Source organism: Bacillus sp. FMQ74 (assembly GCF_001875785.1).
Lineage (GTDB): Bacteria > Bacillota > Bacilli > Bacillales > Bacillaceae > Bacillus > Bacillus stercoris.
The window spans coordinates 159,720-172,629 of record NZ_MOEO01000004.1; the positions used below are offsets into that span (position 1 = coordinate 159,720).

The window sequence follows — 12,910 nt, forward strand, 5'->3', positions numbered from 1 at the left end:
TTGTTACACCTCATTTATCAAAAGTTAGAAACAGGAGCCGGGGCCGCCTGAAAATGATAAGCCGCAGCTTCCTTGTTCAGCGTATAAATCTGATACTTCTTCTCGATGACTGCTCGGGATCACAAAGCGGTCATCATATTTGGCAATCGCAAGCAGCCGATACATGTCTTCAATTTGCTGTTCTGTTAAGCCGACACTGGAGATCAGTTCCGGATCGATTGATTTATTCGTCTGGATCGCTCTCATATACTGGCGCATGACAGACATTTTCTTTAACGTTGACCGAATATGATCCGTATCACCGGCTGTTAACAGCTGTGCCAAATAATCTATCGGGATTCTCATTTGGTCGATAGCCGGAAAAATATCTTCCGCCGTTTGCCGGCTTCCTTTTCCTTCAAAGAGATTCATAATCGGGCTGAGCGGCGGAATGTACCACACCATTGGCAGCGTGCGGTACTCAGGATGAAGCGGCAGCGCTATCTTCCAGTCAATGATCATTTTATAGATCGGCGATTGCTGCGCGGCCTCTATCCATTCAGCCGGAATGCCTTGTTTTTTTGCCAGTTTGGCAACCTCAGGATCATTCGGATCAAGAAAAACGTCCAATTGGGAATGGTAGAGATCCTTTTCATTTTCAACAGAGGCCGCTTCCTCCACTTTGTCCGCGTCATACAGCATGACGCCGAGGTAGCGGATTCTGCCAACACACGTCTCGGAGCAGATGGTCGGCAGTCCCGCCTCCAAACGCGGAAAGCAGAGTGTGCATTTTTCCGCTTTGTTCGTTTGCCAGTTAAAATAGACTTTTTTATAAGGACACGATGAGACGCAATATCTCCATGAACGGCATGCGTTTTGATCCACAAGCACAATGCCGTCCTCCTCGCGTTTGTACATGGCTCCGGACGGACAGGATGAAACGCACGCCGGGTTGATGCAGTGCTCGCAAATACGGGGCAGATACATCATAAAGACCTCATCGAATTCTGTTTTGATCGATTCCTCCATCTTTTGCACGTTTGGATCTTCAAGTCCCGTAATGTGGCCGCCTGCGAGATCGTCCTCCCAATTCGGTCCCCATTCGATATTCATGAAATCCCCTGTCAAGGACGATTTCGGGCGTGCCACTGGCTGGTGTTTTTTCTGCGGGCTGTTCGTTAATGTTTCATAATCATAGTTCCAAGGTTCATAGTAATCATCAATTGACGGCTGATTCGGATTATAGAAAAGGCCCGCAAGCCGGTTTGTTTTCGAGCCTGATTTCAGCTCGAGCTTTCCTTTTTTCAATGTCCAGCCGCCTTTATATTTGTCCTGATCCTCCCATTGCTTCGGGTAGCCGATGCCCGGCTTTGTTTCTACATTATTGAAGTACATATATTCCGCACCGGTACGGTTTGTCCATGTGTTTTTACAGGTGACGCTGCACGTGTGGCAGCCGATGCATTTATCCAAGTTCATGACCATACCGATTTGCGCTTTAATCTTCAAGCCAATCGACCTCCTTCAGCTTGCGGATGACGACATTCAGATCGCGCTGATTCCCCGTTGGACCGTAATAGTTAAAGCCGTAGCTGAGCTGGGCGTAGCCCCCGATCATCTGTGTCGGCTTGACGTGGATTCTTGTCGGGCTGTTATGGGTGCCTCCGCGGTTATTCGTCAGCTTTGTTCCGGGCACATTGATGTGGCGGTCCTGGGCATGGTGCATAAACGCCATTCCTTTAGGAATCCGATGAGACAAAACCGCTCTTGCGACGACAACGCCGTTTCGGTTGAAGCATTCAATCCAATCGTTGTCTTTGATATCCGTATCCTCTGCGTCATCTTTATTCATCCATACGGTCGGCCCGCCGCGGAAAAGCGTCAGCATCGGAAGGGAATCAAAATACATGCTGTGAACGGACCATTTATTATGCGGCGTCAAATAATTAAGAACGATTTCTTTTCCCTCTTGATCAGGCCGCTTGCTTAGAAACGGGCGGTGCTGGAGGATCGGTTTAAATGTCGCCATCGTTTCACCGAATTCCATCATCAGTTCATGATCGACATAATAGGATTGTCTGCCTGTCAGCGTCCGCCACGGGATTAATTTTTCAACATTCGTCGTAAACGGCGAATACCTGCGCCCTCCTTTTTCAGAGCCGGTAAATGCCGGAGACGTGATGACTGTTTTCGGCTGGGCTGTAATTTGTTCGAACGTAAAGCATTCTTCCTCGCGCTCTTCCGCCAGGTCTTTCAGCTTCAGGTTTGTGATGTTTTCAAGTGATTCCCATGCTTTTACGGCGACCTTTCCATTCGAAGTGGATGATAGGGTTAAAATCGCTTCTGCCGCCTGCTTTGCTTCCCTTATATTTGGACATCCCTTTGCCACGCTGTCCGAGGTGATTTCTCCCAGTCTCTTTTTGAGTGATTCATATTCATCCGCTATTGACCAGCTCATCCCTTTTGTTCCGCTCGGCTTTAAAGCAGCATTAGGACCGAGTGCGGTCATTTTATGAAAAATGTGTTTGTAATCCCGTTCAACGACTTGGATGTTCGGCATTGTTTTTCCCGGGATGGCTTCACATTCGCCCTTGCTCCAGTCATTGATTTTGCCGAATGGCTGGGCCAATTCCTGCATGGTGTCATGGAGGAGCGGCGTCGCAACCACTTCCTTCACCGGCTCCATATCGACTTCTTCTGCCAGATCGGAAACGGCTTTTGACAGCGCCTTGAAAATATCCCAGTCTGACTTCGATTCCCACGGAGCCGAGATCGCCGGAGCAAATGGATGAATGAACGGATGCATATCCGTGCTGCTGAGATCGTGTTTTTCATACCATGTCGCCGCCGGCAGTACGATATCGGAATACAGCGCCGTACCCGCCATTCGAAAATCAAGATTGATTAATAAGTCGAGCTTTCCTTCCGGCGCCTGCTCCCGCCATTTGATTTCTTCAGGGCGGATGCTGTCGCTGTCGTCATTCATTAAACCATTCGTCGTCCCCAGCAAATGCTTGAGAAAATATTCATGCCCTTTTCCTGAGCTTGAGATCAGATTTGCCCGCCATACGAAGAGATTTCTTGGGAAATTCACTTCATTGTCAGGATCTTCAATCGCGAATTTCAGTTTTTTCTCTTGGAGCTGTGAGGCCACGTACGCACCTACGTCTTCAGGTGTTGCTGCCCCTGCTTTTTCAGCTTCTTTATACAGATCGATGCCATTTTGATTGAAAGTCGGGTAAGACGGAAGCCACCCCAGCCGCGCCGCCAGCACATTGTAATCAGCGTGGTGCTTGTAGCGGGATGACCCAGCAATCGGTGATGCCAAATCACTGATCGGCTGGTCCTCATAACGCCACTGATCTGTCGCAAAGTAGAAAAATGAAGTGCCGTTTTGCAGCTTGGGCACGCCCTCCCAGTCCTTTGCAGTTGCTATCGTCTGCCACCCTTCAGCAGGTCGGAGCTTTTCCTGCCCGACGTAATGGGCCCAGCCTCCGCCGTTTACGCCTTGGGCACCTACAAGCAAAACAAGATTTAACACCGCTCGGTAGATCGTGTCGGAGTTGAACCAGTGGTTAATGCCGGCTCCTACGATAATCATGGACCGGCCGTCTGTATCGATCGCATTTTGAGCAAACTCTCTGGCAATCTTAACGACAGCTTCTTTTTTGATTCCTGTCATCTGTTCCTGCCAGGCAGGCGTAAACGGCTCAGGATCATCATAGGAGACAGCTTGTTGTTCACCGATGCCCCGATTTACGCCGTAGTTAGCCAGTATCAAGTCAAACACGGTCGTGACGTACGTCTCTTCACCGTTCAGGTTCATTTTTTTAATAGGAAGATCCCGCTCGAGCACTTTGTTTCCGTCATTTGAAAAATAAGGGATGCGCACCGTGCCGATTTCATCCTCTATTCCGAGCACAGAGAGACGGGGTTCAATCGCTTCCCCTGTATCTTCATCGATCATATGCAGATTCCATTTCTGCTGCCCGTCCCAGCGGGAGCCCATTGTCCCCTGCGGTATGGCAAATGCGCCTTTCTGTTCATTCCAGACCGCGGGCTTCCACTGATCATGCTTTGTCTGCCGCCCGATGTCCTTCGCATGCAGAAACCGCCCCGCTGTGTATACGCCATTTTCTTTTGATAAGGTGACGAGAAATGGAAAATCAGTGTATTGCTTCGCGTACTCAATAAAACGTTCAGTTTCTTGGTTCACGTAAAATTCCTGCAGAATGACGTGACCCATGGCCATCGCAAGCGCCCCGTCAGTCCCTTGGCGGATACTCAGCCAGTCATCCGCGAACTTTGAGGATTCCGCAAAATCCGGACTGATCGAAATGACCTTAGCGCCTTTATAGCGGGCCTCCGCCAAAAAGTGTGCGTCAGGGGTTCTCGTTAACGGAATGTTGGAGCCCCATGTGATGATATAGCCTGAATTGTACCAATCACTGCTTTCCGGAACGTCCGTCTGGTCACCCCAAATTTGCGGGGACGCCGGCGGAAGATCCGCATACCAGTCATAAAAACTGAGCATAGGGCCGCCGATTAACGACATAAACCGGGAGCCTGACGCGTGGCTGATCATGGACATGGCCGGAATCGGAGAAAAGCCGACGTTCCGGTCAGGCCCGTATTTCATCACTGTATACAGCAGAGAGGCTGAAATCAGCTTTAGCACCTCCGGCCATTCAGCACGAACAAAACCTCCTTTCCCTCTCGCCTGTTTATAGGACTTCGCTTTTTCAGGGTTTTCGACAATCGATTTCCAGGCTTCCAGCGGATTTTGATGTGTCTGCAATGCTTCCCGCCACAAATTGATCAGCACACCGCGCACGTATGGATATTTCACACGGAGCGGGCTGTAGATATACCATGAAAAACTGGCCCCCCGCGGACAGCCTCTCGGTTCGAAATCAGGCATATCCGGGCCTGTTGATGGATAATTCAAATTTTGTCCTTCCCACGTGACAATTCCGTTTTTCACATAAATATTCCAGCTGCAAGACCCCGTGCAGTTAACGCCGTGGGTGGAGCGAACGACTTTGTCGTACTGCCATCTGTTTCTGTATACATTTTCCCAATCGCGATCTTCGCGGGTGGTTTGGCTATGTTTATTTGAATGGTGTTCAATAGGAGAGAAATAATTCAATCTCCTAAACAACGGACTCATTTTCTTTTTCTTCATGAGAGTTCACTCCTTCCGAGTCAGGTGATGCTAAGTTCACTATAAACAGAGACAGCGTGTTTCCTTGTGAACTATGTCACACACTTTGCTTTTTTCACAAAATGTTCACACAAAGGAGAAGGAAGGATTTTCACGGGATGTGAGGAAGGCCGCGTTTGCAGGATGCCTGATCATTAGCCGTCTTTCAATCAAAAATCAAAAAACCCGGCTCTGTTTAAGAACCGGGCTCAGCATTTTCGTCTTGTGATGTATGCAAATACCGCAAAAATAATTGATAGGAACAAAAAACATTTTGCTGAAGCATGGCCAAAAAGTTCATTTGCAGCTGCGGATTGTAAGACATCATTTTTTTAAATATGTAATAAGGGATATTGAGAATCAGAATGTCTGAAGTGGCATTGACTGAGATAAAAGGCGATAAATAAAGCCCGCCTTTTTCATCAATCGGAAACACATCGCCTTTTTCCCACAGCGCAACGGTTTTCGACCCTTCAGGGAGCCTGCTGTCCATAAAACGGACACTGCCTTTTAATACAATATAAACAGATTGTGAATGAAGAAAGGATGGAGTTTGATCACATGAGCCGCTGATAAACGTGCCGTTTTTCAGCAAGGTTTCGACAATGGAAAGAGGCACTTCATTAAACATAGGAAGTTGTTTCAGAAATAATAAATAGTCACACTGATTCATAAGAAAGCCTCCTGTGCTAAGGATAGCTTTAGTGTAGCTCGACTGAGCCTGTACAGCAGTGATGTATTTCACAGCCTGTATGATGAATGTCACTTATCAGGAGAGTGACTGCAATTATAATGAAAGAAAAAAGGAGGATTTCGATGAAGGCGCTGATTCCGAAGCAGCACGGCGCATGGGCGATGCTGCTGATCCCATTTTTACTAGGCATGGTCAAGGGAGGCCCCGTTATCTGGCATATCCCGCTCTTCCTTGGCTGGCTTTTCCTATACTTAGCGGTTTATCCCGTTACGCTTGCCTTAAAAAAGAAACAAATCAAACCATATCAAAAGTGGATGAGTTATTACGGTTTTTCCGCCTGCTGCTTTTTGATGATCTCGGTCTTTCATAAGCCGCCTCTCATCTGGGTTGGCGTTTCTTTACTGCCGCTGTTTTTCATACATATGTATTTTGCCTGCCGAAAAAACGAACGAGCCTTATTGAATGATGTTGCAGGTGTCTTGTTCTTTTGTTCGGGCGGGCTTGTGAGCTGCTGGCTGGGGAGGGGAACCCTTGACGGCTGGGCTTGGTTTATTTTCTTGCAGTCGGCTTTATTTTTTATCGGGAGTTCTTTTTATGTAAAATTGGTGATCCGCGAGAGAAAAAACATGGCATTTGCATACTGGTCATGGGGATATCACCTGCTGCTCCCCTTTTTATCCGCTCTTTTCGGAGCAGGATGGGCGTTTCTCGCTTTTATCCCAAGCAGCTTGCGGGCATGGTTTTTTCATGGCAGGGATTGGCCCGCGAAAACGATTGGCATTCTGGAAATCGTGAATGCCTGTTTCTTTTTTGCCTTCATGTGCTTCTTTATGACAAGGTAAAAAAACAAGGACACCGCTGTCCTTGTTTTTTCAGTCAATATTGCAAATCTCCAGCGGACAATTTTCACACTCAATTTCACATCGCAAATAGTCCCGCTTGTGCAAAATAATTTTTCCGGAATCGTCTATCGAAATAACCCCTTGTTTGCGGAGATCTCCAAGCATACGATTGACGCTTTCCCTTGCAGCCGCGCAAAACTTTGCCAAATCCTGATTTGTCAGGACAATGTTAATCAGAATGCCGTCGCTTCGTTCCACTCCGTAGCTGTTTGATAAGCGGATAAGGGTGGAATAGAGCGCCCCCTTTTTGCCGTGAAGAAGCAGATCCCTGATTTTGGACTGTATTTTCCGGAGATGGGTGCTCATCCATTTCATGAACTCAAATGTCAAAGCGCCATTTTGGATTAATTCTTTTTCCAGCTTATTTTTATTAATGACGAGCACCTCGCCATCCTCTAGCACTTTTGCACTGAGCATATACCTCGGTTCTTCAGTGAAAAGTGTTAATTCACCGACGATATCATGCTTTTGGCAGATTCTAAGCGTCAGGTCTTTTCCGTCAGATGTCAGCTTGCCGATTTCAATGAGTCCTGATTGAATCAGATAAAGCTCTTCTGCATCCATTCCTTCTCGAAACAAATACGTGTGTTTTTCCATTTTTCTTTTCGTGCTGATCGATTCCAGCAATTCATGGAGATCGCTGGATATAAGATCACTATCAGATGGTCGAACAGAGAGAAAATTCATGAGCTCACCTCGAAGAAAGTCACGTTGTGTGTTTATTGTAACGTGAATTGATTTGTACCCATCGAGAAAAAACTAACAATCTTGTGAATGCCCCAGTGTTAGTTGATGCTCTGGCTGTTTCTCTCCGTGTGTGTTTTCATTCTTTCCTGCCAATACATCCATATGACAAGGACAAAACTGGCTAACGCCACCTCTGAAAGCGCCATAAACCCGATCGCGTACTGGCCTGTTGCCTGAAATACACTCGCCAATATGAGCGGAGGAAAAAAACCGCCTAGTCCGCCCATGGCAGACACGATACCATTTGCAATCCCCGCTTGCTTCGAAAAATAGAAAGGCACCAGTTTAAAAACCGTCCCGTTTCCTATGCCTGAACAGACGGCCACGGTTAATGATCCAAACGTATAAAGGCCGATTGTCGGCGAGAACGATAGGATAATGCCTGATAATGTAAGCCCCGCAAAAACAAACATCAAAATGCGAAGCGGACTCATTTTATCAGCCAGGAATCCGCCCGCAGGCCTGAGCAGCGTGGAGACGGCAATAAAGCCAGCCGTCCGCAAGCCGGCATCTGCAGGATTCAGCCCAAAGTGCTCCACCAGAAAGTTCGGCAAATAGATGGTGAAGGCGACAAAGGCACCAAACGTAATAAAATAAAACAGGCTCAGAAACCACAGGACATGATTTCGGTAAACGGCTTTAATTTGAGTCTTTACAGAAACTTTGACCTTCTTCTCATGCCTGTCGCCGAACAAAACATGCAGTAATGCAAAGACAGCCAGCAAAACCAGATACATCTGCACGGTTGCTTTCCACCCGACGGCTTGAGAGATGACCGGCGCTGCAAATGTCGTAACGGCTGTCCCGATATTTCCTGCACCGTAAATCCCATTGACGACACCGTGCTTTTCTTTCGGATAATATTTCGGGAGGGAGGTCACCCCAATGGAGAATACCGCTCCCCCGATCCCTAAGAAAAAGCCTCCGGCGATTAAATCAAACAAAGAATCCGCAATACTGATCCAAAATACAGGAAATAAAAGCAGGATGAAGCTGATCATAAACATCAGCCGCGCGCCAAACCTGTTCGTTAAATAACCTAAAGGAATGCGGAGAAGCGACCCGAGGATCACTGGAATCGCCGTCACCAAAGAAATTTCGCCCTTGCTTAAATGAATATCTAATGTGATTTGGGAAATGAGTGATGAAATCAGCACCCAAACCATAAACCCTGCCACCAAGCTTAATGACTGTAACGATAATTGAATGTGTTGACGGTTGATCATTTGGCTTGCCCCTTTCAATGATTCAATAATCAGTCTTATCATACAAAAACTCGGCAAACAGGATTGTGAATTACATCACACGTTTTCCTCATAAAAAAAGGACAAAGCCCGAAGACTTTGTCCTTTGATCATCATTACATTTTTTCCGGAGCCGATACGCCAATCAGCTGAAGCGCGTTGTTCAGCGTAATTTGCGTTGCCTTCATTAAAGCCAGGCGCGCACGGCTTTTCTCTTCATTTTCAGGGTCGATGACTTTCTCTGCGTTGTAGAAGCTGTGCAGAGCGGAAGCCAGGTCATAAATATAGTTTGTGACACGGTGCGGAATTCGTTTTTCCGCTGCTTCCGCCACTGCCTCTGGGAAGCCGCCGATCGTTTTCAGCAGATCATATTCTTTTTCCGATTGGATATGGCTGAAATCAAGATCTGCCGCAGGTGTAAGTCCCTGCTCCTCCCCTTGGCGAAGCATGCTGCAAATACGGGCATGCGCATATTGTGCATAATACACAGGGTTTTCGTTAGATGTTGATACAGCAAGATCTAAGTCAAAATCCATATGTGTGTCCGCACTGCGCATCGCAAAGAAGTAACGCACGGCATCCAAGCCGACTTCTTCAATCAAGTCACGCATCGTTACGGCTTTACCGGTCCGCTTGCTCATTTTCATTTTCTCGCCGTTTTTGTAAAGGTGAACGAGCTGAATGATTTCTACTTCAAGCGTTCCTTTTTCATAGCCCAGCGCTTCGATTGCCGCTTTCATGCGCGGGATGTAGCCGTGGTGATCGGCGCCCCAAACGTTGACCAGCTTATCAAAGCCGCGGTCAAGCTTGTCCTTATGGTACGCGATATCAGGAAGCAGGTACGTGTACGTTCCATCCTTCTTGATCAATACGCGATCTTTATCATCGCCGAACGTTGTGGAACGGAACCAAGTCGCGCCGTCTTCTTCATAGACATGGCCTTTTTCACGGAGCGCTTCAAGCGCCTTGTCGATTTTTCCGTTTTGGTACAGTGACGTTTCTGAATACCACACATCAAATGGCACACGGAAGTTTTCCAAGTCCTTGCGCAGCTTTTCCAGCTCGTATTTCAGTCCGTATTCACGGAAAAACGCGAGGCGTTCACTTTCCTCTTCATTAACGAAACGATCGCCGTATTCCTCAGCGAGACGCTTTCCGATCGCAATGATATCCTCGCCGCGGTAGCCGTCCTCCGGCATCGTTTTTTCCAAGCCGAGCGCTTCAAAGTAACGGACTTCAACAGAAAGCGCCAGATTGTTGATTTGGTTTCCCGCATCGTTAATGTAGTATTCGCGGCTTACATCGTAACCCGCTTTTGAAAGCACGTTACACAAGGAGTCACCGACAGCCGCACCGCGTGCATGTCCGAGGTGAAGGTCTCCCGTCGGATTCGCTGATACAAATTCTACCTGAACTCGCTCACCGTTTCCGATGTTCGTTTCCCCGTATGCTTCCCCTGCTTCCAGTACAGACGGAATCAGCTTTGTTAAATATTGATTGTTCATATAGAAATTGATAAAACCCGGGCCGGCGATATCCAGTTTTTCAATCGAAGCCTTTCCTTTATCAAAATGAGCGACAATCTCTTCAGCGATTTGGCGCGGCGCTTTTTTTGCGACTCTCGCCAGCTGCATCGCCATATTTGTTGAGTAATCGCCGTGTGTTTTATCTTTCGGTGTTTCTAAAACGACATTAGGAAGCTGGCTTTCTTCAGCCAGTCCCGCTTTCAGAACGGCCGCTTTGATTTCTTCTTTCAGCACGTCCTTCATTTGTTCCGCAATGTTCATGCGTGAGTTCCTCCCTCATACGTGATCGTCATATTATGTAAATGCTCCTGCTCTTCTCCGACATGCATGTCATATGCGATGCTGATACGGCCTTTTTCTTCACCGAGATCAGATTGAATCGATTTTGTGCTTGTTTTCAGCTCAAGCTCACCAAATGACATTTTATATTTAGCAATTGTGGAAGCTCCCGTTACGAAACGCTGATTCATTTTGACAGCTCCTGACCTCATGACCAGAACTTCGCCTTCGCTTACTTTCACAATCGTTTTGACTTTGCCTAAGTCGTGTTCTTCATAATAAGATAGATACACTTTATTTTGTTTTACATAGTAAAATCCGGTGGTGCGGAATTCGATGACCTCTTGGTTTCCGTCATCCTCGATCACAGACTTCACATGGAGTGTTATCGGTGTCTCTTGCTTCATTCTGACACGTCCTTTTCATCATTCCACTTTGACTTGAATAGTATAATCATTCGGTTTGTAAACTTCAACTGCTTCTATCTTACCATCATTGCTCATCAGATTTGAAGATAAACCTCATAAAAAGCATTTCTTTAATAGAAGAGAAAATCATATCACTAATTACCTTTAGGGAATGTTACATTTTTCCGAAATCTATCATTTTCATTTCACATTTTTTTCAAAATATATGTATTGAATTAGTAATTTGATAGTTTTAAGATAAAAGTACAACATAGATCTGCTAGAAAAACAAAAAAAGGGAGGACTCAATTATGAAAAAAGCTGTCATTGTAGAAAACAAAGGTTGTGCAACATGCTCGATCGGAGCCGCTTGTTTAGTGGACGGCCCTATCCCTGATTTTGAAATTGCCGGTGCAACAGGTCTATTCGGTCTATGGGGATAAGGTTCTCCAAAAAGGGCATAGTCTTTCTACTATGCCCTTTTTAAGTAAATTACAATTTTTAACTAAAATCTACCTCTTGGATATACATACACAATCGTTTTTCATTTGAATCATATGTATAGGGGATGGTATTTTGTTTATAGAGCAGATGTTTCCATTTATTAATGAAAGTGTAAGAGTTCACCAGCTTCCTGAAGGCGGCGTGTTAGAAATCGACTACTTGCGCGATAATGTCTCCATTTCTGACTTTGAGTATTTGGATCTCAACAAAACGGCTTACGAGCTTTGCATGCGCATGGACGGCCAAAAAACAGCTGAGCAGATTTTAGCTGAGCAATGTGCAGTGTATGATGAATCACCGGAAGACCATAAAGATTGGTATTACGACATGCTCAACATGCTCCAGAACAAGCAGGTTATCCAGCTTGGAAACCGGGCCAGCCACCATACAATCACCACGAGCGGAAGCAATGAATTTCCGATGCCGCTCCACGCCACCTTTGAGCTGACGCACCGCTGTAATTTGAAATGCGCCCACTGTTATTTGGAAAGCTCACCTGAAGCGCTCGGCACCGTGTCGATTGAGCAATTCAAAAAAACGGCTGATATGCTGTTTGATAACGGTGTATTGACATGCGAAATCACGGGCGGGGAAATTTTTGTCCATCCAAACGCCAATGAGATTCTTGACTATGTGTGTAAAAAGTTCAAAAAAGTCGCTGTCTTAACGAACGGAACACTCATGCGGAAAGAGAGCCTGGAGCTTTTGAAGACTTACAAGCAAAAAATCATCGTCGGCATTTCTCTTGATAGTGTCAATTCCGAGGTCCATGACTCCTTTAGAGGGAGAAAAGGCTCTTTTGCCCAAACTTGTAAAACGATAAAATTGTTGAGTGACCACGGTATATTTGTCAGAGTCGCCATGTCCGTCTTCGAAAAAAACATGTGGGAAATCCACGATATGGCCCAAAAGGTTCGGGATCTTGGAGCGAAGGCGTTCTCTTACAATTGGGTTGATGATTTCGGAAGAGGCAGGGATATTGTCCATCCAACGAAAGACGCCGAGCAGCACCGCAAGTTTATGGAATACGAGCAAAATGTGATTGATGAGTTTAAAGATCTGATTCCGATTATTCCCTATGAGAGAAAACGCGCGGCCAATTGCGGCGCTGGCTGGAAGTCCATTGTGATCAGCCCGTTCGGCGAAGTACGTCCGTGCGCCCTCTTTCCAAAGGAATTTTCATTGGGAAATATTTTTCATGATTCTTATGAAAGCATCTTTAACTCCCCTCTCGTCCATAAACTGTGGCAAGCGCAGGCGCCGCGGTTCAGCGAGCATTGCATGAAAGACAAATGCCCGTTCAGCGGCTATTGCGGAGGTTGTTACTTAAAAGGGCTGAACTCTAACAAATATCACCGGAAAAACATTTGCTCTTGGGCGAAAAACGAACAATTAGAAGACGTGGTCCAGCTTATTTAGGAGGGA

At 46.4% G+C, this 12,910-nt stretch carries 11 protein-coding genes; 4 read left to right on the plus strand and 7 right to left on the minus strand.

Translation table 11 applies throughout. The features are described 5' to 3' along the window. Positions 1-24: 24 nt before the first annotated feature. From narH to arfM, 3 genes are all read right to left on the minus strand, one after another. Positions 25-1,488 (minus strand): nitrate reductase subunit beta, encoded by a 1,464-nt coding sequence (narH, locus tag BLL41_RS09790; RefSeq protein WP_071577690.1) that lies wholly within the window; start codon positions 1,486-1,488, stop codon positions 25-27. Beyond that, positions 1,478-5,164, minus strand: coding sequence for a nitrate reductase subunit alpha (locus BLL41_RS09795; RefSeq protein ID WP_071577691.1), 3,687 nt, complete (start codon positions 5,162-5,164; stop codon positions 1,478-1,480). Before BLL41_RS09795 ends, narH begins: the two co-directional genes overlap by 11 nt. 214 nt (positions 5,165-5,378) lie before the next feature. Beyond that, the gene (arfM, locus tag BLL41_RS09800; RefSeq protein WP_071577692.1) at positions 5,379-5,855 is read right to left on the minus strand and encodes a Crp/Fnr family transcriptional regulator ArfM; all 477 of its coding nucleotides are present in this window, start codon (positions 5,853-5,855) and stop codon (positions 5,379-5,381) included. Positions 5,856-5,998: 143 nt separating this feature from the next. Between arfM and BLL41_RS09805 the strand changes: the two genes are divergently transcribed. Further along, positions 5,999-6,718 carry a YwiC-like family protein gene (locus BLL41_RS09805; RefSeq protein WP_071577693.1) on the plus strand — a complete coding sequence of 240 codons (720 nt, stop codon included), beginning with the start codon at positions 5,999-6,001 and terminating at the stop codon, positions 6,716-6,718. A 30-nt stretch (positions 6,719-6,748) separates the two neighbouring features. Here BLL41_RS09805 and fnr read toward each other — a convergent pair whose 3' ends face one another. The 4 genes from fnr to BLL41_RS09825 form a co-directional block, all read right to left on the minus strand. Further along, positions 6,749-7,465 (minus strand): fumarate/nitrate reduction transcriptional regulator Fnr, encoded by a 717-nt coding sequence (gene fnr / locus BLL41_RS09810; protein ID WP_071577694.1) that lies wholly within the window; start codon positions 7,463-7,465, stop codon positions 6,749-6,751. Positions 7,466-7,563: 98 nt separating this feature from the next. Next, positions 7,564-8,751 (minus strand): nitrate transporter NarK, encoded by a 1,188-nt coding sequence (gene narK, locus BLL41_RS09815; protein WP_071577695.1) that lies wholly within the window; start codon positions 8,749-8,751, stop codon positions 7,564-7,566. Positions 8,752-8,885: 134 nt separating this feature from the next. Further along, positions 8,886-10,556 carry an arginine--tRNA ligase gene (argS, locus tag BLL41_RS09820; RefSeq protein WP_071577696.1) on the minus strand — a complete coding sequence of 557 codons (1,671 nt, stop codon included), beginning with the start codon at positions 10,554-10,556 and terminating at the stop codon, positions 8,886-8,888. Next, positions 10,553-10,981 carry a YwiB family protein gene (locus BLL41_RS09825; RefSeq protein ID WP_071577697.1) on the minus strand — a complete coding sequence of 143 codons (429 nt, stop codon included), beginning with the start codon at positions 10,979-10,981 and terminating at the stop codon, positions 10,553-10,555. The genes argS and BLL41_RS09825 overlap by 4 nt, the downstream gene beginning before the upstream one ends. Before the next feature lie 311 nt (positions 10,982-11,292). Here BLL41_RS09825 and sboA point away from each other — a divergent pair, with 311 nt between their 5' ends. From sboA to albA, 3 genes are read left to right on the plus strand one after another with little or no spacing between them, the layout of a single operon-like run. Beyond that, the gene (sboA, locus tag BLL41_RS09830) at positions 11,293-11,424 is read left to right on the plus strand and encodes a subtilosin A (protein ID WP_003222002.1); all 132 of its coding nucleotides are present in this window, start codon (positions 11,293-11,295) and stop codon (positions 11,422-11,424) included. Further along, entirely contained in the window at positions 11,381-11,533 is a 153-nt protein-coding gene (locus BLL41_RS09835; protein WP_071577698.1) for a bacteriocin biosynthesis protein, read from the plus strand. The genes sboA and BLL41_RS09835 overlap by 44 nt, the downstream gene beginning before the upstream one ends. A gap of 24 nt (positions 11,534-11,557) precedes the next feature. After that, positions 11,558-12,904 (plus strand): subtilosin maturase AlbA, encoded by a 1,347-nt coding sequence (gene albA / locus BLL41_RS09840; RefSeq protein ID WP_071577699.1) that lies wholly within the window; start codon positions 11,558-11,560, stop codon positions 12,902-12,904. Positions 12,905-12,910 lie beyond the last annotated feature (6 nt).

What these genes read in the sequence shown, in the direction of transcription:
- argS (WP_071577696.1), bottom strand. Translation starts at nt 10,556, where the DNA reads ATGAACATTGCGGAACAAATGAAGGACGTGCTGAAAGAAGAAATCAAA.
- BLL41_RS09825 (WP_071577697.1), bottom strand. Translation starts at nt 10,981, where the DNA reads ATGAAGCAAGAGACACCGATAACACTCCATGTGAAGTCTGTGATCGAG.
- narK (WP_071577695.1), bottom strand. Translation starts at nt 8,751, where the DNA reads ATGATCAACCGTCAACACATTCAATTATCGTTACAGTCATTAAGCTTG.
- sboA (WP_003222002.1), top strand. Translation starts at nt 11,293, where the DNA reads ATGAAAAAAGCTGTCATTGTAGAAAACAAAGGTTGTGCAACATGCTCG.
- arfM (WP_071577692.1), bottom strand. Translation starts at nt 5,855, where the DNA reads ATGAATCAGTGTGACTATTTATTATTTCTGAAACAACTTCCTATGTTT.
- BLL41_RS09805 (WP_071577693.1), top strand. Translation starts at nt 5,999, where the DNA reads ATGAAGGCGCTGATTCCGAAGCAGCACGGCGCATGGGCGATGCTGCTG.
- fnr (WP_071577694.1), bottom strand. Translation starts at nt 7,465, where the DNA reads ATGAATTTTCTCTCTGTTCGACCATCTGATAGTGATCTTATATCCAGC.
- BLL41_RS09795 (WP_071577691.1), bottom strand. Translation starts at nt 5,164, where the DNA reads ATGAAGAAAAAGAAAATGAGTCCGTTGTTTAGGAGATTGAATTATTTC.